The organism is Mucilaginibacter robiniae, from assembly GCF_012849215.1.
Taxonomy (GTDB): Bacteria; Bacteroidota; Bacteroidia; order Sphingobacteriales; family Sphingobacteriaceae; genus Mucilaginibacter; species Mucilaginibacter robiniae.
Map to the genome: position 1 here is coordinate 2,543,598 of NZ_CP051682.1, position 20,739 is coordinate 2,564,336.

General features: G+C 41.4%; 18 protein-coding genes. 13 read left to right on the forward strand and 5 right to left on the reverse strand.

The window, feature by feature from the left end:
* Window positions 1–75 precede the first annotated feature (75 nt).
* The 5 genes from HH214_RS11370 to HH214_RS11390 are packed head-to-tail and all read left to right on the forward strand — an operon-like array spanning window position 76 to window position 6,930.
* Window positions 76–1,164, forward strand: coding sequence for an efflux RND transporter periplasmic adaptor subunit (locus tag HH214_RS11370; protein WP_169607746.1), 1,089 nt, complete (start codon window positions 76–78; stop codon window positions 1,162–1,164).
* Between the two features lie 14 nt (window positions 1,165–1,178).
* Complete coding sequence (locus tag HH214_RS11375) at window positions 1,179–4,304, forward strand: efflux RND transporter permease subunit (protein ID WP_169607747.1); 3,126 nt, start codon at window positions 1,179–1,181, stop codon at window positions 4,302–4,304.
* Window positions 4,305–4,312: 8 nt separating this feature from the next.
* Complete coding sequence (locus tag HH214_RS11380) at window positions 4,313–5,641, forward strand: TolC family protein (protein WP_169607748.1); 1,329 nt, start codon at window positions 4,313–4,315, stop codon at window positions 5,639–5,641.
* A gap of 48 nt (window positions 5,642–5,689) precedes the next feature.
* On the forward strand, window positions 5,690–6,073 hold the full coding sequence (locus HH214_RS11385) for a response regulator (protein ID WP_169607749.1): 384 nt from the start codon (window positions 5,690–5,692) through the stop codon (window positions 6,071–6,073).
* On the forward strand, window positions 6,070–6,930 hold the full coding sequence (locus HH214_RS11390; protein ID WP_169607750.1) for an N-acetylglucosamine kinase: 861 nt from the start codon (window positions 6,070–6,072) through the stop codon (window positions 6,928–6,930). The genes HH214_RS11385 and HH214_RS11390 overlap by 4 nt, the downstream gene beginning before the upstream one ends.
* A gap of 149 nt (window positions 6,931–7,079) precedes the next feature.
* Here the strand turns inward: HH214_RS11390 and HH214_RS11395 are convergent, their stop codons facing one another.
* Window positions 7,080–7,361 carry a hypothetical protein gene (locus HH214_RS11395; RefSeq protein WP_169607751.1) on the reverse strand — a complete coding sequence of 94 codons (282 nt, stop codon included), beginning with the start codon at window positions 7,359–7,361 and terminating at the stop codon, window positions 7,080–7,082.
* A gap of 155 nt (window positions 7,362–7,516) precedes the next feature.
* On the opposite strand from HH214_RS11395, the gene HH214_RS11400 reads away from it, so the two are divergent.
* Window positions 7,517–9,199 carry an ArnT family glycosyltransferase gene (locus HH214_RS11400; RefSeq protein ID WP_169607753.1) on the forward strand — a complete coding sequence of 561 codons (1,683 nt, stop codon included), beginning with the start codon at window positions 7,517–7,519 and terminating at the stop codon, window positions 9,197–9,199.
* A gap of 78 nt (window positions 9,200–9,277) precedes the next feature.
* On the opposite strand, the gene HH214_RS11405 is transcribed toward HH214_RS11400, so the two are convergent.
* Complete coding sequence (locus HH214_RS11405; protein ID WP_169607755.1) at window positions 9,278–10,396, reverse strand: DUF4407 domain-containing protein; 1,119 nt, start codon at window positions 10,394–10,396, stop codon at window positions 9,278–9,280.
* Between the two features lie 129 nt (window positions 10,397–10,525).
* Here HH214_RS11405 and HH214_RS11410 point away from each other — a divergent pair, with 129 nt between their 5' ends.
* Window positions 10,526–10,840, forward strand: a complete 315-nt coding sequence (locus HH214_RS11410; protein ID WP_169607757.1) for a rhodanese-like domain-containing protein — start codon at window positions 10,526–10,528, stop codon at window positions 10,838–10,840.
* Window positions 10,841–10,844: 4 nt separating this feature from the next.
* On the forward strand, window positions 10,845–11,039 hold the full coding sequence (locus HH214_RS11415; protein WP_169607759.1) for a DUF6358 family protein: 195 nt from the start codon (window positions 10,845–10,847) through the stop codon (window positions 11,037–11,039).
* Between the two features lie 219 nt (window positions 11,040–11,258).
* Here the strand turns inward: HH214_RS11415 and HH214_RS11420 are convergent, their stop codons facing one another.
* Complete coding sequence (locus tag HH214_RS11420; RefSeq protein WP_169607761.1) at window positions 11,259–12,269, reverse strand: dipeptide epimerase; 1,011 nt, start codon at window positions 12,267–12,269, stop codon at window positions 11,259–11,261.
* A gap of 89 nt (window positions 12,270–12,358) precedes the next feature.
* Here HH214_RS11420 and HH214_RS11425 point away from each other — a divergent pair, with 89 nt between their 5' ends.
* The gene (locus tag HH214_RS11425; RefSeq protein WP_169607763.1) at window positions 12,359–13,348 is read left to right on the forward strand and encodes a hypothetical protein; all 990 of its coding nucleotides are present in this window, start codon (window positions 12,359–12,361) and stop codon (window positions 13,346–13,348) included.
* Window positions 13,349–13,388: 40 nt separating this feature from the next.
* On the forward strand, window positions 13,389–14,312 hold the full coding sequence (locus tag HH214_RS11430; protein ID WP_169607765.1) for an AraC family transcriptional regulator: 924 nt from the start codon (window positions 13,389–13,391) through the stop codon (window positions 14,310–14,312).
* A 17-nt stretch (window positions 14,313–14,329) separates the two neighbouring features.
* Here HH214_RS11430 and HH214_RS11435 read toward each other — a convergent pair whose 3' ends face one another.
* Entirely contained in the window at window positions 14,330–14,953 is a 624-nt protein-coding gene (locus tag HH214_RS11435) for a rhomboid family intramembrane serine protease (protein WP_169607767.1), read from the reverse strand.
* The gene (locus HH214_RS11440) at window positions 14,954–16,693 is read right to left on the reverse strand and encodes a M14 family zinc carboxypeptidase (RefSeq protein ID WP_169607769.1); all 1,740 of its coding nucleotides are present in this window, start codon (window positions 16,691–16,693) and stop codon (window positions 14,954–14,956) included. It abuts the gene before it with no gap.
* A gap of 222 nt (window positions 16,694–16,915) precedes the next feature.
* Here HH214_RS11440 and HH214_RS11445 point away from each other — a divergent pair, with 222 nt between their 5' ends.
* The 3 genes from HH214_RS11445 (at window position 16,916) to HH214_RS11455 (ending at window position 20,713) form a co-directional block, all read left to right on the forward strand.
* Entirely contained in the window at window positions 16,916–18,367 is a 1,452-nt protein-coding gene (locus tag HH214_RS11445) for a TlpA family protein disulfide reductase (RefSeq protein WP_169607771.1), read from the forward strand.
* Window positions 18,368–18,431: 64 nt separating this feature from the next.
* Window positions 18,432–20,021 (forward strand): sensor histidine kinase, encoded by a 1,590-nt coding sequence (locus HH214_RS11450; protein WP_169607773.1) that lies wholly within the window; start codon window positions 18,432–18,434, stop codon window positions 20,019–20,021.
* The gene (locus tag HH214_RS11455) at window positions 20,021–20,713 is read left to right on the forward strand and encodes a response regulator transcription factor (RefSeq protein WP_169607775.1); all 693 of its coding nucleotides are present in this window, start codon (window positions 20,021–20,023) and stop codon (window positions 20,711–20,713) included. The genes HH214_RS11450 and HH214_RS11455 overlap by 1 nt, the downstream gene beginning before the upstream one ends.
* Window positions 20,714–20,739: the final 26 nt, after the last annotated feature.

A 20,739-nucleotide genomic window follows, 5' to 3' on the forward strand; every position in this document is an offset into this window, starting at 1 on the left:
CATGCCATGAATAATAGTTTACAAAAGCAGCTTTTAACTTTACTAAAACCGTATAACGGTAACCATTAAACTTTTATGAGAATCAGATACATTGTTTACCTTGTTATTGCTTTATTAATAGGTTACCTGGTATATAACAAATTGCATGGCAATGCCAAAGATGGTCAGGCGCAAGCTGGTGGCGGTGGCGGCAGCGCTAAAGGCGGCAAAAAGAAGAACGGTCCGGTGCCTGTTAGGCTGATGATTGTAAAAGATACGAGCGTTAATAATAATATTGACCTGACCGGTACTATTGATGCCAACGAAAAAGTAAACCTGATTAGTCAGACTGCAGGCAATATTACCGGAATATACTTTCAGGAAGGGAGCCGAGTAAGAAAAGGTCAGGTGCTGGTTAAGGTATATAACCAAGATTTACTGGCTTCATTGAAGCAAAATGCCTATCAGGTAGCATTGGCTAAAGAGAATGAATACCGTAGTCGTGTTTTATTACAAAAAGAAGCGGTAAGTAAGCAGGAGTATGATACTTCTTTGTCTTCTTACAATTCATTGAAAGCGCAGGGTGACGTAATCAGGGCGCAGATAGCCAAAACTGAAATTACGGCGCCGTTTAGCGGAGTTATTGGTTTACGTAATGTAAGTCCGGGTACTTACCTGTCGGCAGCTACTCCTATTGCTACCCTGGTAAGCACCGACCCAATGAAGATTACCTTTTCGGTGCCTGAACGCTACAAACCATTAATTAAGCCCGGTAGTAAAGTAAGCTTTAACATAGCCAGTTCACGCAAAAGCTATTCGGCTACGGTTTATGCTATCGACCCGGCGGTTGATCAGAATTCGCGCACCATTACGGTGCGGGCTAAAGCACCTAACCCCAACAATGAAATTACAGCGGGCGGTTTTGCTAAAATTAACCTCACGCTTGATCAAATACCTAAAACGATTATGGTACCTACCGAATGTGTATTGCCCGATTTGAAATCGAGCAAGGTTTACATTGCACATAACGGCAAAGCTGAACCACGTTCGGTAAAAACAGATTTGCGTACAGATACTCGCATCGAAGTTACGGAGGGCTTAAACCCAGGCGATAGCTTAATTGTGTCAGGTATCATCCAGATGCGCCCTGATGTGCCATTAAAAATTGTAAAAGTTATTCAATAACTAAATAAGCATTCATGAGTTTATCCTCAACCAGTATAAAAAGGCCGGTACTGGCCACGGTAATGTCAGTTGTTATCGTGGTGTTCGGTGTTATCGGCTACAAGTTTTTAGGTATCCGGGATTTTCCATCAGTCGATCCGCCTATTATTACCGTAACCACCAGCTATTCGGGCGCCAATGCCGATGTAATCGAATCGCAGATTACTGAGCCGCTTGAAAAAGCGATTAATGGGGTACAGGGAATCCGTAATATTTCGTCAACCAGTTCCGTAGGTTCAAGTAACATTACGGTAGAGTTTAATTTGGATGCCGATCTGGAAACAGCGGCTAACGACGTTCGCGACAAAGTATCGCAAGCGCAACGCCAGTTGCCTCAGGATATTGATGCGCCACCCGTAGTTACCAAGGCAGATGCCAACGCCGATAACATTATTACTTTAACCGTTAGCAGTAATACCCGCAATATTACGCAGATTGATGATTATGCGGAAAACGTATTGCAGGAAGGGCTACAAACTATTCCAGGCGTAAGCCAGATTAACATACAGGGTCAGCGCCAGTATGCTATGCGCCTTTGGATTGACCCTAACAAATTATCAGCCTTAGGTTTAACGGCTACAGATATTAGTGCTGCACTGAACGAGGAAAACGTAGAGTTACCTGCCGGTAAAATTGAGGGTAATAACACCGAGGTGGTAGTACGTGCCTTAGGTAAACTTTCAACCGAAAAGGATTTTAATAATTTGATTATCCGGTCAGACAGTAACCGGGTTATCCATTTCAGCGATGTAGGGTATGCTGTGTTGGGTTCTGCCAATGAGGAAACGGCTTTGAAAGAGTCAGGCGTGCCTGAAGTAGGTTTGGCGGTAGTGCCGCAGCCTGGTGCCAACTACGTGCAGATTGCCAAAGATTTTTACAAGCGTTTAGAACAGATTAAAAAAGATTTACCACCTGATATTCAATTAAAGGTAGCGCTCGATAATACCAAGTTCATCAATCAGTCTATCGAGGAGGTGGAAGAAACACTAGCCGTATCGTTTGTGCTGGTGGTTATCATTATTTACCTATTCTTCCGCGACTGGCTGATTGCTTTCCGTCCGTTAATTGATATTCCGGTATCATTGATCGGGGCATTCTTTATTATGTATGTTTTTAATTTCTCTATCAACATCCTTACCCTACTAGGCATTGTACTGGCAACAGGTTTGGTGGTGGATGATGGTATTGTGGTTACCGAAAACATATATAAAAAGATTGAGGAAGGAATGGAAATCCGTAAGGCTGCTTTTGAAGGCTCGGCCGAGATATTTTTTGCGGTAATTTCCACATCGGTAACGCTGGCAGCTGTGTTTTTGCCTATCGTGTTCTTACAAGGTTTTACCGGGCGATTATTCCGCGAGTTTGCGGTAGTAGTAGCCGGTGCGGTATTAATCTCTGCTTTCGTATCATTATCGTTAACACCAATGCTGAACGTAAAGCTTATTCGTAAAAATCAGAAGAAATCACGTTTTTACGAGTGGACTGAGCCGTTCTTCGTGAAGATGACTAATGCTTACACCGAAACGCTGGTAAGCTTCATGAAGCGCAAATGGGTATCTGTAGTAATCTTGGTGGCCTCATTCATCTTGATTGGTATTTTAGTAAAAGTTATTCCTTCTGAATTGGCGCCGTTAGATGACCGTAGTTTGTTGCGTTTTCAGGTGACTGGCTCTGAAGGTGCTTCGTACGAGTTCATGACCAAGTATATGGATCGGGTATCGCAATTAGTTAGCGACTCTATCCCTGAAGAAAACGTAAATATATCGGTTATATCGCCCGGTAGTGGTGGTGGCGGTTCGGCTAACTCCGGCTTTGGTCGTGTTGGTTTGGTACCACCTGATGAGCGGAGCCGTAGCCAGCAGCAAATAGCCGATTGGTTATCCAAAAAGTTGAGTCGTTATCCTGATGCCCGAGCTATTGTAGTTCAGGAGCAAACTATTAGTGGTGGTGGTAGTGGTTCACGTACCTCATTACCGGTACAGTTTGTTATTCAAAATCAGGATTTTGAAAAGATACGTAAAGTGCTGCCGCAGTTTTTTGCCGAAGTAGCCAAAAGCCCTGTTTTTTCAAGCAGCGATGTGAACCTGAAATTTACTAAGCCCCAGCTGAGTATTACTACCGACCGCGACCGGGCACGTGATTTGGGCGTATCGGTACAAAGTATTGCACAAACCTTGCAGTTGTATTATAGTTCTGGACGTTTGGCTTACTTTTTAATCAATGGTAAGCAATATCAGGTTATAGCCCAGGTTGACCGCGCCAACCGAGACCAGCCGCTCGATTTAAAATCAGTTTACCTGCGCAGCACCAAAGGCAACTTGGTACAGTTAGATAACGTAGTTAAAATAGCAGAAAATGCTACCCCGCCGGCTATTTATCACTTTAACCGATATAAATCAGCTACGGTTCAGGCTGGTCTTTCACCGGGCCATACGGTAGGTGATGGTATTGCCGAAATGCAGCGCATAGCCAAGAAAATGCTTGACCCAACATTCAGTACAGCCCTGAGCGGCCCATCGCGAGATTATGCTGAAAGTTCATCCAATATTTTGTTCGCTTTTGGCTTTGCCTTGTTGCTCATCTACCTGGTGTTGGCTGCGCAGTTTGAAAGCTTTGTTGACCCGGTTATTGTAATGCTTACCGTGCCACTCGCTATTGCCGGTGCGTTCCTGTCGTTATGGTTGTTTAATCAAACCTTGAACATCTTTAGCGAAATTGGTATGATTACCCTGGTAGGGCTGGTAACTAAAAACGGTATTTTGATTGTAGAATTTGCCAACCAACGCATGGAACATGGCTTGGCTAAGTACGAAGCGGTTGTAGAAGCTGCTACTGCTCGCCTCCGCCCTATTTTGATGACCAGCTTGGCCGTAGTTTTAGGTGCCGTTCCTATTGCGTTTGCTTTGGGTGCTGGTGCTAAAAGCCGTGTATCCTTAGGTATTGTAATTATGGGTGGCATGATGTTCTCGCTGGTGCTTACGCTGTATGTGATTCCGATGATGTACGTATTGTTTGCAGCCAAAGTGCGCCACAACCCTGATGATGAGCCTGAAGAAACCCCTGTACCTGAAAAGAAACCGCTGTTGATTGAAAACCTGTAAGCCCCGAAATGAAGATACTCCGTAATATTTACCTTGTTTTTTGTTGCCTGGCTTTGTCATTTCAGGTGAAAGCACAAAATAAGCCTTCCGCACCCTACCTTTCTTTACAGGATGCTGTGGCTATTGCCTTAAGAAACAATTACAACATACAGCTATCGCAAAATAATGCCACTATAGCTAAAAATAACGTTACGCCAGGTAACGCCCGAATGCTGCCTACCATTACAGGCAACTATAGCTTAAGCAATAGTGTACAAAGCACTACACAAACCCGGGCCGATAGTACCATTACCCGTATTAACAATGCCAATAATACCGGCAGCAATTATGGGGTTAATCTAAACTGGACCATATTTGACGGGTTAAACATGTTTGCTACTTACAATGTCCTGAAACAACGCCGTGAGTTGGGTGATGTGAGGCTGCGGGATACAGTGCAGCAAACGGTAGCTAATGTAATGAACGCTTATTACAACCTGATTAATCAAAATGAGCAGATAAAAGCATTGCAGGGCGTAATTGATATTTCACGTACCCAGTTGCGCTATGCTAATGATAAATTCAATGTAGGTTCAGTATCCAGGCTAGAGGTGTACAACGCACAGGTAGCTTTAAATACTGATACTGCTACCCTGGTAAGCCAGATACAGCAGTTTAAATCAGGGCAAATTGAGCTAAATCGTTTACTAGTTCGCGATCCGCAAACGGATTTTTCTGTATCTGACACTATTCTGGTAGATAACCATATCATCTTGGCTGATGTAATTAACCAGGCACAAGTTCAAAACCCTACTATCCTGTCGGCTTCTATACTGGAACGTATAGCGCAGTTAAATTTAAGATCTATACGTTCAACCCGCTATCCGCAAGTATCAGTAACATCAGGTTATAGTTTTAACAACAGTAATACACCTGCAGGCTTTGCCCGTGTACAACGTTCTAACGGGTTAAATTATGGCTTGGCTGCAAGTATTAATATTTTTGATGGCTTTAACCAATGGCGGCGTGAACGTAATGCCAAGTTGCAAATTGACAATGCAGACCTCAATTATGCACAAGCCAAGAACAACATAAATGCACAAATTAATACACTATTTAGTAGCTACCTTTCGGGTATAGATTTGATTAAATTAGGCCAGTTAAACGTAGAGCTTACCCGCAAAAGTTTAAGCATATCACTTGAAAAATACCGTTTAGGCACCATTACACCCTTAGAAATAAGAGAAGCGCAACGAAACTATTTGGAGGCGGAATCCGTATTCTTCAATGCACAATATCAATCTAAGATGGCTGAAATTATGCTCAAGCAAATTACCAGCTCTATTAGTTTAGAATAATTTTGTGGTAATTTGTTTTTTGTTGGTAAACGCCTAAATTTGAGATTGATGTCTTCGAACTATAAAACTTGTCTGCTCATTGACGATAATTACATTGATAATTTCGTTACGCGGCGGCTATTGGAAAGCAGTCACTTTGCAGAAAAAATAGTTGTGCATCAGTCTGCCACCGAGGCTATTCAGCATATTAAAAAGGGTGAACTGCGGCCGGATGTAATTTTTTTAGATTTACGGATGCCAATGATGAACGGGTTTGAGTTTTTGCAGGAGTATGATAAGCTGGAAGGTCAGTATAAAAGTGCCGGAAAAATCTTTATGCTCTCCTCTTCTCTTGATCCGGTAGATGTTAAACGTTCCAGCCAGAATAAATATATCACGCAATTTATTCATAAACCACTTACTCAAAAAATACTGGAAGAGCTAAGCGCATGATTTTAGTAGCCGACAGCGGATCTTCAAAAACCGACTGGTTACTGGCCGTGGCTGACCAAGAGCCGGTTAAATACAACACAGGTGGCCTGAACCCTTATTTTCTGACCGATAAAGAAATTGCCCGCATTATTCAAGAACAAGCGCCACAAATGGCGGCTTTGAATATGCAGGTTGAAGAAATCTATTTTTTTGGTGCGGGTTGCTCCAGCCCCGACCGTCGAGAGATTGTGTCGAACGCACTCAGCCAAATTTACCCCAAAGCTTTTATTAGTGTAGATAGCGATATGCTGGGTTCGGCTTATGCCACCTGCGGGCACCATAAAGGGCTTTGTTGCATATTAGGTACCGGTTCAAATATTACCTTTTTTGATGGTGAGGAAACGCATGATGGTAAACATGGGCTGGGTTTTGTATTGGGTGATGAAGGGTCGGGTACGTGGTTTGGCAAAATACTGATTACGGATTACCTGTATGGTAACATGCCTGCGGAGATTCAAGAGGCCTTTGAAACGACCTTTAAGCCTAACAAAGATGCCGTTATTAAAAATGTATATTTAAAACGTGGGGCTAACTCTTACCTGGCTTCTTTTGCCAAGTTTTTAAGTGCTATACGGCATACCGAATACGGACAAAGTTTAATCAGGCAGGGTTTGCTGGAGTTTATCAAAACCAATATTCAGTCTTATCCTGAATATCACCAATATAACTGCCATTTTGTAGGTTCCATTGCCTACTTTTTTAATGATGAATTAAAAGCTTTATGCGCCGATCATGGCATCAGCGTAGGCAAAATCATGCAGCATCCTATTGATCATTTAATGCAGTTTATACTGAAACGTAATCAACTGCATACCTGATTAAAGCTGGCCTAATCTTTCTAATTACAAGAATAAATATTCCTAAAAAGCAAGAAAGCAATTCAGGCACTGGGTAAATAAGTGTGCCTGAATTGCTTTCTTGCTTATACTCTTCTTGAAAAAGCTGCAAAACAGCTTACGTATCTTAATTATTTAGGACGATGATACTTGTTCTGGTTGGTAGTATCATTTTCAACGTGCCCGGTTGGGTTAGCATTGCCTTGGCTGGTTGAATCCTGTCCGCGGTTTTTGTTGCCATTGTTAGAAGTATCAGCCGAATCACCAGCTTGTACACCACCAGCATTGGAGCCTGCCACGGCATTTGTAGTATCTTGAGAACCGCCAATAGTGGCCGAATTACGGCTGCTATCACATGCAGTTAATGAAGCGGCTAGCAGGGCTACAACCGCTATATATTTAATACTTTTCATGGGTTAGTTTTGTTTGTTAAATTGTTCAACAGCCGGGTTTTACTTAATGTTTTAGCTGAATGCGATTAACCTGCTGGCCTAATTTTAAAATAAGTATTTTTGCCAACTACAAGCTATCAGTAATGCTGCTGGCTTCCGTTGGTAAATTGTAATTCATGAAGCAAAATCCTATTAATGCGCAAACCTGGTTCTGGCTGTTCTTTTCGGTTCTGGTAGCTTATGTATTTGGCCTTTTTGTGCCACTCATGAATGAGGATGCTTCGCACCATGCCAATATAGCTTTGCACATGGTACAACACCATGATTATGTAAACCTGGTAGATGATTTAGGTAAAGATTACTTGGATAAGCCTCATTTGCATTTCTGGTTGTCGGCTTTGTCATTCAATATTTTCGGGGTAAATACCCTCGCTTATAAAATACCGGCTTTACTAGTTACCCTGCTGGGGGTATTTGCTACGTTTGGCTTAGCTAAACGCTTATATGATACACAAACCGGCCTGTTAGCCGCCCTGATGTATGCCACTGCACAAGCCCAGTTTTTAGCCAACAATGATGTGCGGATGGATGCCCTGCTAACCGGCAGCATTGCCTTTGCTACCTGGCAACTGGTAGAGGCTTCTTATACCCAACGCTGGTACCATTATGTATTGGGAGCATTAGGCTTAGCTATGGGTTTTACTACGAAAGGCATGATCGGCTTTGTAATGCCTTGTGTAGCCCTGTTTCTCTTATTGTTGTATCAGCGTAACTGGCAGCGTATGTTTGATTGGCGATGGCTGGTAGTAGGTGTGTTGTGGGCAATCTTTATCAGCCCCTGTGTATATTGTTATTACTTGCAGTATGATTTGCATCCCGAAAAAGTAGTACGCAACATGCGGCATGTATCGGGCGTAAAATTCATTTTATGGTCGCAAAATTTTGAGAGGTTGGAAGGTAAGCATTGGGGTAAAGGTCATAAAGATTATTTCTTTTTCTTTCACACTACTTTATGGGCCTTTCTGCCTTGGTGCCTGCTCACGTATATTGCCTTTTTTGACAGAGCAGCTTTTTTTATCAAAAATCGTTTCCGTTATTTCAGGTCGGCTGAGTTTTTAACCGTAGGTACGATCATTATCATATTTGCTATTATTTCTTCATCGGGCTACCAGTTACCGCATTACCTGAACGTGCTTTTTCCATTCTTCGGTATCATAACGGCTGGGCAGCTTATGCTGAAATGGCAGCAAAGCCAGGATCAAACTTTAGTTAATTACCAGCGGGTACAGTATTTCACCATTAGCGTAGTCGGTATTATATTAATACTGCTCAACTTCTGGTGTTTTCCTAACCGTTTTTGGATGGTAGGTATAGTAGCTATAGTGATGCTGGCTGCTATAATTTATACGTTAGTTATTGAAAGAACAACCATTGTTAGGTTAGTGGTGGTATCGGCATTAATGGCGGCATTAACTAATGTGTTGTTGAACGGAAACGTTTATCAGCAATTGTTACGCTACCAGAGTGGTATTGGGTTGGCGCAGATAGTAAACCATCAGCACATTCCCACAGAAAGTATTTACGGTTACCAAGAACACAGCTCGGCATTTAACTTTTATACTCAACACCAAACGCATTATACCGGTATTGATGAAATTAAAGCCCGACGAGCTAAAGGAGAGACCGTTTGGGTGTTAACTACAGCCGAAGCTAAAGCGCAGCTTCAGCAAGCGGGCTTACAGTTTGATGCTAGTTATCATGATTTAAACTACGGCATTACCCGCCTTACCGGCAGGTTCCTGAACCCGACTACACGTTATCAAGTATGTACTACTGATTACTTGGTGAAGATTAAATAGTGTTAGATAAGTTAAATAGCATTAGCAAGCGGCATCAATTGATAATATCTTACTTGTCATTGCTACTCAAACTAAAACCTACTCATAGCTATGGCGTTCAAAATCATAGTCAGATTGAGCGGTAATGATTTTTTTGCGCTTTACTACATCAGTATCTAACTGATGATCAAATACCTGATCGGTTAAAGACATCTCCCGGTCTTTATCCCGGTCGGCAAAGTGAATTTCAGCTTCCGATAAGCGGGCCAAAGCCACATCATACGGCCCTTTAGGCGACATCAGTTTTACAAATACCGGTAAGCACTCGAATAAGATAAACAAATAGCCTATAAAAGATTGCGCTAAGTAAGTATCTAAATCTTTCGTACCATCCTGCCTGAAGGCTAGTTGCCCCAATGCCCAGTTACGATCGGCAAAGCCGGCTATGTTTGCCAGGCTGTCCAGCTGTTCATTGGTAAACAAGCGCGTATTATTCAAACCTTCAAAGTCTTTACGTTGTGCCAGGTACTGGTCCATCTTGCCAATATCGTCTGTTACAGTTTTCAGACGGGCTTCTTTTTCCTGTAAAATGATTTCCTTTTGCTTGGCATAAGTACCATAACCAGCTAATCCCGAGGTTTGGTCAGTTTTGCTGCCGAATACTTCTTCGTTCAATTGTACCCTTGAACGGTTAATGTCACGCTCCAATGAATCTTTTTCTCTTTTCAGATCATTGTTCTTGGTCATTTCCATGGTGTACTTCTGCGTGTAAGTTTTTTGCAGCGTATCTATCTTCCGGTTCTGACCTTTTAGGTAAGCAGTTTTTAGCTTTTCACGTATTTCTTTATCAAAAATTTTCAGCTCCAACGGACGCGAAATCACAATACCAATCATGATAGCCAGCAAAATACGCGGGGAAGCCTGTAAGATTTGTTGGTTGGTGGTGCCTTGCTTGTTGATGCTCGATACAATGTACCGGTCCATATTAAAAATAGCTAATCCCCAAATCAGGCCAAACAGTACAGCAAATACAACGGCCAGTGCGCTGCCGCTAAACACAAAGTACATAGCATAGCCGCCCGCTAAACAGGCAAACAATGCGGTAAAAAATATGGTAGCCCCGATGCCAACGTACTTATTATGTTCTAACGGATACTTCTTGAGTGTATCAATATGTGCCCCGGAACAGAACCAGAAAAAACGGGTTATTTTTCTCATCAATACTAATTTACAATAATGGAGGTAAACTCCTAAGTAAAACGCCGCTGTAGGGGGATTGTTACAGTAACTTGACGTAATATTTATGTAGTATAAAATAGCTAACTTTGCAGCGTAATTTAACTTGTAATGAAAGAGATAACAGTAGAAGACCTGAAAAAAATGCGCGATAAAGGTGAGGATTTTCAGCTGGTGGATGTGCGTGAGGATTTTGAATATCAAATGTCAAACCTGGATGGTGAGTTAATACCATTAGGTGGCATTTTAATTGAGGCTGGCAAAATTGATAAAAACAAGCCGGTAGTAGTAATGTGCCGCAGTGGCAAACGCAGCGCTATGGCTATTATGCAGCTGGAGCAGCAGGGCTTTACCAACCTGTACAACCTAAAAGGCGGCATTTTGGCTTGGGCCGATCAGATTGACCCGACCATAAGCGTGTATTAAGGTTATGAAGCTTAAAATGTTGCTGAATGTATTGTACACCATTGGTGTAGTACTCAGCTTATATACTATTTACTGGGGGGCTACTCACCAACGCTATGAGTTTGTTATGGGAGCGGTATTTATAGGCGGCATACTAATTATGCTGAAAATAAAACTGTTAAAAGAAGTTAGAGCGATGGAAAACCCAGTTAAAAAATAGGGGTATATATTAAATAAAGTAACGGCAAAAGCTACAGCAGCTATTTTGTAGTGGTTTTTGTCGTTACTTTATTCCAAGCATTTGTAAAGCCTTTTTTTACCTCCTGCCAGTGCAGAATTACTGCGATAAGCAGCAAAGTGGCTATAATTTTAACAATTGCGTTTTTGGCGTTCATCGTTCAAACTTTTAAAGGGATAGGTAACTATCAATGATTACACATTATATTGATAATCCTAGTCCGGGCATTCGGTTTAATATCCATTTACCATTCTCAAAGCCCGGTGTTTGAAAAGGGTTGTTGCTAATTAAAAAAGGTCCGTCCAGATCGGCCCAGTCACATTGTGGCGCCAGAGCTGCGGCAGCCAAGGTAGCGCAACTGGTTTCACTCATGCAGCCAATTAGTATTTTTAAGCCCATTTTACGACATTGATCAATCATTAGTTTCGCTTCATGCATCCCTGCCGATTTCATGAGCTTGATATTAATGCCATGATAAATTCCCTGCGCGCGTTCCACATCAGCTAAACGTTGCACGGCTTCATCGCCAATAATGGGTATAGGGCTTCGTTCAGTAAGCCATGCATTACTATCCGGGTCGGTTTTGAGCATAGGTTGTTCAATTAGCTGTACGTTTTGCTCCTGCAGCCAATAAATGAAATCTAAGCTCTGCTGTCTATCGATCCAGCCTTGGTTGGCATCTACATACAAAGGCACCTTAGTAAGCTGGCGTATCATTTTAATTAACTGCTGATCATTCTGACTCCCTAATTTTACCTTAATTACCTTCATGCCTATAGCTTCCTGCACTTTTTGTGCAATTACCTCAGGTGTATCCATGCCGATGGTTAAGCTGGTTACCGGCATGTGATCGGGCTGGCTGCCTAATAGTTGCCAGCAGGATTGCTGGCTTATTTTGCCATCCAAATCATGCAAAGCAATATCTATAGCCGCTTTAATGGCTGGGTTGCCCGGTTCAAGATTGTCAAGGTAGGCTGTAATTGCCGTATAGTTGAACGGATATTGAAACTGCGAAACATCTACCCGGTTTAAAAAAGCAGTAGCCGAAGCAAAGCTTTCGCCCATATAAGGCACCATGGAGGCTTCGCCATAACCTGTAAACCCTTCGTGCTCCAATTGCAGCAGTATTACCGGGGTGGATGTGCGCGAAAAGCGGGCTATGGTAAACCGATGTTTTAGTTGAAGTTCCAGCCGTGTGAATGTCAGTTTCATATCAAAAATTAAAGCTAAGGAATTTACAGCACTAAAAAGCCTGCCTTGCACAAAGGGCTTTCATAAAGGCTGTGTATCTTTGCCGGCCTATGTCGCCCAGTATTTACAACCCGTTTACCCGTCTTAACTTTAGCAATCGTACCTGTTTTTTAACCGGACAGGCTTTAACTTCCGAAGAAGAGAAAGTACAAGTATTTCCAGCCTGGTTAATGAGCCGTTACCATCTGGAAGATAAGGTAATTAAGCTACTGGATGAAAATTACGTGGGCTACAAAGACCTGAAAGTGCCTTGTGCTGCCAGTGTAAATGAACAATACCTAATTCCGTTAGAAAATACAGTAGCTAATGCTTTTGACCAAGGGTATGAGGCAGTAAGAGAGCTGGATGAAACTATATTGTTTCAGTGGGCAGGCAAGTTACTGTACGGCATTATTTTTAATGAAATGCAGGCTGGCATACGCCAGCAACATGCACAAGGCGAAGGTTTCAATATATCGCAGGCTTTAATTCACAAGTTCAGCCATTTGCACCTCATGCTGCAAAGCATCAATTTGCCTTTAACATTTGAAGATTTTAAGCCCTTTAGTTTGTTCTTATTTAAGGTGAATAATCCAGAAAATGAGTTTGCTTACCGCGATGAAATCAATACACTAACCTTTTCTATCCGCGTTCAGGATTTCGGATTAATTATCTGTTTACAGGATAACGGCGCTAACCGGCGCTACCACAAAGAATTACTGGAGCAAGTAAGTGGTGATACTTTGCACCCAATACAATTTGAGGAAATATGCGCACGCGTATTCTACTCGGCTTATCTGTTTAACCGTTTGCCTGAATATGATGTTTTACCGGTAGGTGATGAGATCTACATTGAATCAATGCCCCTGCGCGGTATGAGCAGCAAGCCTACCTTTGATGATTGGATGGGGAAAACTTATGGGCAGGTGCTGGAAAATTTTTGGAAAAAGTGGGGCTTGCTGCTGTTTGAAATTATCAAAAATCCAGATCATCCGATGAGTTTTTTATTTACTCGGGATGGGCAAAAAATTAGTGCTGCAAGTATTGATTTACCTTTGTAAAGCGTGCTTTTGTTAATTACTTAATTAGTAATTTGGCTTTATGACAAGGAGTTTTCCAATGGTAAAGCCTGATTGCAGAAAAAGAGTAAACCAAGCAATACAACATATTGACTCCAACCTGGATCAGGAGCTATCCTTGGCTACGGTGTCCAAAACGGCCTGTTATTCTCCTTTCCATTTTCACCGGGTGTTTTCGGTTGTTACGCAAGAACCACTGAATGCTTATATTAACCGTAGGCGAGTTGAAAAGGCCGCCTCTGTGTTGATGCGGCAAAAGCAGGTGCCTATTACCGAAATAGCTTTTGCTTACGGTTTTAACAGCAACTCATCATTTACCAGAGCGTTTAAAAAGTTTTATGGCTTAAGTCCGGTGCATTTTCGTAATGCTTGTTCAAGCCGGTTTAGTAAGGTTAAGAAGATATATAGCAAGAATGGGCAAGTTTCGGTGGTTTTTGAACAAGATATTTGCAGTAATCTTCAACTTATAAAAGGAGTGAATGTGAATGCAAATATTGAAGTAAAAGAAATGCCCACAATGCACTTGGCCTGTATCAACCACATTGGGCACGACTATATTGATGATGCTTTTAGCCGTTTGCTAGCCTGGGCTGAGCCCAAAGGCTTGTTGAATAAACCGGATGTGAAAATGCTTACCATTTTCCATGATAGCTTTAAGATAACGGCGCCGGACAAAATCAGGATTAGTGCCTGTTTGTTGGTTGACCAGCCATTAGCAACAGAAAGCGAAGTAAGCTTAATAACTCTGGCGAAAAGCAAATGCGTAGTTGGTTATTTTGAAATACCGGGTGATGAATTTGCCAGCACTTGGAGCAAGCTGTTTGTTTGGCTTAACAAACAAGGTTACCAGGTAGCCGGCCAAAACTGCTTTCAAATTCATCATAATAACTATCGTACACATCCCGAAAATAAGTTCATAGTCGATTTGTGTATTCCAGTTAGGTAAAGTAACCTTTATCCGTATTAATGGCCTATCGCGGTTTTAACTTGCTGCAAAAATAGATTAATTACCTGGTGGTTGAGCAATACGGTAATTACCAAGCCGCTTAAAGCACCATAAAAGTGGGCATCATGGTTAACGGCATCATGCGAAGTGCGTGAAGCGTACACACAATAAATCAGGTACAATACGCCATAAATAATAGCCGGAATGCCAAAAGGTATGGGGAAAATATAGATAGAATTAAACGGAATAAACAGAATAGAACTAAATACCACAGCGCTAATAGCACCTGATGCTCCTAAGCTGTAATACCGATATTCGTCTTTATGCTTATACACGGAAGGCATATCACTCAATAAAATACTGGCTATGTAAAGTATGGCAAACTGCCAGTGACCTAATAATCTCTCCAAGTCAAAAGCAAAGAAGAAATAAGAAAACATGTTGAAGATCAGGTGTGTCCAATCTACATGGATAAGTCCGCTGGTTAATATGGTCCAAATCTGTTTGCCGCGATAAACGCTGTAAGGATGCAGCGCCATGTTGCGATAGGCTGTATCGTTTGAGAAAGCATAAAGCGTAGTCGCAATGGTGATGGCAAATATGGCTGAGGCTACCGGAGCCTGTAATAAGTACTCTTCCATTTAATTTAAATCCAATTGAATGTCGGTTAATAAACGACCTACCGGATAGCGCAGATACGTTGGTTCGAAATAAGGTGAATGGTGATACACATACTCTAATTGTGCCGAAGCACTTTTGGCTAGCTGCGGGTTTTTAGCTTTTTCGTCATCCAGTTGTTTTTCCAGTTCAGGATGTTGTTTCAGATAAGTAGCCGCAATATCTTCAAACACATAATCAGAATAATGTTCTTTTTGACCTAGCATAGAATCAAAAAAGCCCCAGGCAAAGAATGAATCTACCCCTTGCGGTTCCAAAGTTTCCACTATATAACGATTAATAGGCTGGTTGGTATAGACCACGTAATCACCTTCATAAAACTTAATCGGCATGTTAGTTGGCGTCAGTTTAACATCGCTATGCAGGTAATGGCCTTCATACGGGCGGGGACTGGTTTTATAATCAGCAATGTAGTACATCTGCAAGCTTAAGGTAGTATCATGCTTTAAGCGGTGCATGGCAACCTTATTCAGCTTAAATAAATCAATAATTTTACCCCAAGCCTGTGGTACTACATAGGCCGCAGGCTTATTGGCTGTGGCGGTTACTTTGTAAGTGTTGTAATATTTAATGTTTTTGGTGTAAGGTTTGTTGCGGTTGTAGTATAAACGTGGCAAGCCGCTAATATCACTGGGTTTGTGTCCGGCTTCATAACCTTTAAACTGGAGCATATCATATTTCGTCTCATCTAAATCCCAGTTTAAGGCAAAGGTTTTCTGCTGCTTTACTTGTGTGTCAACCTGCTGTTTTAACTGACCAATACGTTGAGCATCACGTTGGCAAATATCAATCAGGTGCTGCATAAAGTAGTAAGTGCTGTATACGCGCTTATCATACGGTTTCAGCATGTGCGTTTCGGTGATATAGCTGATAATATTATGCTGTGCCGTATAGCCGCTTGAAAAACGTGGTGTTTCCAGAAAAGCCACAATGCCCGAATCTGGCGTGCCTTTTTCACTCTCTACGTACGGAATCATCTCGTAACCGCTTTGAGCCATACGCTTGTACAGTTCGGGTGATAATACTTTAGCTGTATAATCGGCTAATATAGGGTTCTGCTTATCCTTTTGTGTTTCAATAAGCGTCATCACATACTGATAGTCGGCTCCATCACTGGTATGATTATCCAGAAAAACTTCCGGTTGCCAGGCGTTCAATATTTGTATAAAAGCCAGTGCATTACGGCTATCCGCCTTGATAAAATCGCGGTTCAGGTCCAGGTTGCGGTAATTGCCCCGAAAACCATAAGCCCGCGGGCCATTCTGACTAATGCGCGACAGTCCACGATTCAGACAACCATCAATATTGTACACCGCAATAAAGCAGACTACTACGTCTTTAGGCAACTTGTTATTTTTCAACAAATCTCGTATCAGCATCATGCTGGCATCAATACCTTCCGGTTCGCCAGGGTGTATACCATTGTTAATGAGAATTACACGCTTGTTTTGTTTTTTGATGAGGGATGGGTCAAAAACACGATCGCGCGATAGTACAGCTAGTGTTAAAGGTTTGCCTACATCAGTAGTGCCATAGTTAAATAACCTAAGCTGCGGGTATTGTTTAGCCAATTGGGGGTAGTAAGCCATTACCTGGGCGTAGGTAGCGGTGTAGTTATGGTCGGTACTGCGTTCAAAAGGCGTAAGCTGGGCATAAGCATGACCTGCCAGTGTAAGCAATAATACCAATAGAAGTTTTTTCATGCAGCTAAGGAGTTGTGGCAAATATAAAGGTTTATAAACGATGTATTTGCTTTATCCTTGGTGAGGAGTAGCTTGATCCTCATCATTTAAATAAGTTAAAATGCCGATGTAATATCAATATTACTCAACACCGTTAACAATCGTTATTTTATGTTAACGAATGTTAAGATTAGAAGCCACCCGATAAAGTAAGCTGTAGTTTTAAGTCATAAACGTTATGTTATGATTCGGAAGCTACTACTTCTTTCATTGCTCACTAATATATGTACCACGCTGCTGGCCCAAAAGCCTGTTATTTTATGTGGCGAAGCTTACAAGTTTAAAAATAAGTTCAATACAATAAACATACTGGAGCCACAAAAGAATCCTGTTGGCGACCAATTTGTATATCTGGCTCATATACCAGTAGATTCTGGTGCGCACTTTAGTTACAAGCTAAAGCTTGGTAGGGCGCAATTTATTATTGTTAGCTATATGAATGAACGGCAACGTCTGTACGTTTATCCAGGTGATTCGGTACACGTTAGTTTCCAAAAAATAGATAAACCTGATACTATCAATAACTTGATACTTACCTATTACAAGGCGTTTAAAGAGAATAACCAATATAGTGGGAATGATGCCGCTCGTATCGGTTTTTTTTCGATGCTTGCCCGAAAAACAGGTTCTTTAGAAGGGCCAGGGTTTATGTTGAGTAAGGATAATGCTAATTACCTGCAGATTTTAAAAACCAGGGTAACCGATACCTATAACCAACGTTTGCAATTATTGCATGATGCTGCTCAAGTTCATCATTTTAAACCCGATTTTGTGGAGGCTGCTGCTAATGAAATAAGAGGTATTTATTTAGATAACCTGTTGATGGCTGTTTTCATAGGATCTACTCCAGAACATGATCCTGCTTATTTTAAAGAAATTCAGGAGGAAAATATTACTTGGAAAAAGTTACGAAAATCAAATGCGTATCTGAGTTTTGGGTATAGCTATGTGATGTATTATAATTACAATCCAGGTGGTGTTCGGCCCAGCCCTGAAGCCAGATTAGCTGCTGCATTTGTTCGGGCCGCTAATTTGAAAGATGATTCGGTGCGTAATTTCTTCTTGACAGATATTATATCGCGAAAGATGGAAGATCAGGTAGGCAACTTTGCTGAGTTGATGACACGCTACCAGCAAATTTGTACCAATAAAGCTTATGTAGATGGGGTAATGGCTATTTATCAGCCTTCGGTGCTGAATAAACCTTTGCCCGAAGCTGTTTTAAATGCTCCGCTGATGAGCAATAATTATCAGTTATTTACTTTACGCGATGTAATTAAAAAAGGCAAACCTGTGTTTATTGATTTTTGGGCGAGCTGGTGCGGACCGTGTATGAAAGAAATTCCTATCCTTCAGCACTACAAGGAACTTTATAAAGATCAGATTGAGTTTCGCTTTGTTTCGGTAGATAAGAAGGGCAAAGAGGTTGATTGGCTGAAAGCGATAAAAGATAAAAATTTCCTGGGCGAGCATTACCTTATCCAAGATGATGCCCTAACCAATTTTGCACAGCTTAAAACTATACCGCGCTACCTGATTATTGATAAAGAGGGTAAACTAAACACCTTTAGAGGCCCGAATTTGCTGGAAGATGAAAAAGGGTTCGAAAATGCCTTAAAAGCAGTGCTGCAATAAGCAACTTGCAGACCGATACCAAATCATATCTTAATTATAGATTTATAGCCTATCCACTTACATAATGAAACAAAAGCTTGCAATCGTTATGGCTTTAATTGCGGTAGCCATTACCGGAACCATCATTTTTCAATTATACTGGACGTTTAATGCCTATCGCTTCAACAAAGCCAAGTTTGACTATAACATTGATACCGCCATGTTGCGGGCCATGAACGATTGCAAAAAGGATTATTTTGATTCTATACGTCATGTTATGGTGAAACGGCTATCGCCACCTGAAATGCAAATCCAGATGGATACTATTTCGGAAGCTGATAGCTTGAACGAGCCTATTAAGGTTTCATTTAATAATCAATCCATGTTTCGCTTTGAGCCTTACCAATTTAAAAGGTCAGTTATTGATTATTATAGGCGCAAGATAGGACATCCGGCTACTAACGCTGAATTATTTACTGAGATGTCGTTTTATCAACCGAACTTGCTACATGGGCTTACAATGTTATTAGGGACCTATGATTTAACACATGGCAACGGCTTGTTGCTTAATACAAAAAGAGCATCAAACAGCTCTTGTTTTAAATTATCCAGCCATCTTCGAAATGGTATCTATGCACTACCACCTCGTACTAAAGCTGCTGATAGTTTAAAGCTGACTCATTATTTTGAGAAGGAATTAAATAAGCTGAAAATCTATGAAAGCTTTCAATTAATTATCACTGACAAACTTGATGTTCCTATACTTGCTACTGATAGGTATAGTGAAACACTGCAATACCCTTATAAGTATCATGGCTTTGTGTTTTTAGATATTGTAGGGCCAGTTTATTACATGAAAGCAGTGTTCAACTATCCGCAGTATGGCATTTTAAAAAGTATGTGGCTATCATTGTTATGCTCTGGCCTGCTGCTGTTGTTTACCCTATTCTGCTTCTTTTATATCATCCGAACTATCCGGCAGCAAAAAAAGATATCAGAATTGAAGGATGATTTTATCAATAACATCACGCACGAGCTGAAAACCCCGCTGGCTACCATGACAGTAGCCATTGAAGGCTTGCAAAACTTCAATGCCTTGAAAGACCCAGACAAAACACAACGGTATTTGCAAACTTCACGAGATCAGATTAACCATTTAAACAAGCTGGTTGATAAAGTACTGAACGCAGCCACCTACGAAAAACAGGGTGTAAAATTGCATAAAGAAGATATCAACGTAGATACGTTGATTCAGGAAGTGATAGCTAGTGAAGAGGTGCGGTCGGGTAAAAAGGTGCATTTTGAATACTTAAATCAAGGAATAGAAATCATTAAAGCCGACAAAGTGCATTTCAGGAACGTGCTGGCTAACTTGGTCGATAATGCCATTAAGTACGCTACCGAACCCGTTTGGGTAACTATTACCTGCCGGATTGAAAAGAGTAATGCGGTGATCAGTATTAAAGACGATGGTATAGGCATTCCTGAAAAATACCTTCATCAAATTTTTGATAAGTTTTACCGCGTACCCACCGGCAATCTGCATCAGGTAAAAGGAACGGGTTTAGGATTAAGCTATGTAAAAACCGTAGCTGAAGCTCATGGCGGAAATGTAACGGTTAAAAGTTTAGATGGTGTAGGTAGTGAGTTTATCGTTTCTATACCTTTAGCGTGATGAACAGGATAAAAGTTTTGCTGGCTGAAGATGAACCGGCGCTTGCCCACATTATTCGTGAAAGCCTGGAGGAGCGAAATTTTGAAGTAATGCTGTGCAACAACGGTGAACAAGCTTTGCAATGTTACCGTAAGTACCAACCAGATGTAATAGCACTGGATGTAATGATGCCCAAGCTGGATGGTTTTGAGGTAGCCCGGCAAATCAGGGTGCAAGATTTAAAAACGCCTATTATCTTTTTAACAGCCCGCTCACAATCTAAAGATGTAGTAACGGGATTTGAACTGGGCGCTAATGATTATTTGAAAAAGCCATTCGGTGTAGAGGAACTCATTGTACGCATTAAAGTGCTGCTAAGTAGTTACCGGATGCTGGATATTAAGTCACATCCCGCATCATCAATATACTATATTGGTAGTATGGTTTTTAATGCTGATAAGGGCATTTTGCAAAACGAGATTGAAACCATATCGCTTACAACTCGTGAAAGCGATATTTTAAGAGTGTTTTGTAAGAACTCCCATCAGGTAGTAGAGCGTAAAATTTTGCTAAACAACCTTTGGGGCGACGATAACTTTTTCAATGCCCGTAGTCTGGATGTTTTTATTACCAAGCTGCGCCGCCACCTGGAAGCCGATGCACAAGTGCAAATTGTTACTATCAGAGGCGTAGGTTATAAATTAGTTTGGTAGGCACAAAGTAAAACTTTACTAATTTA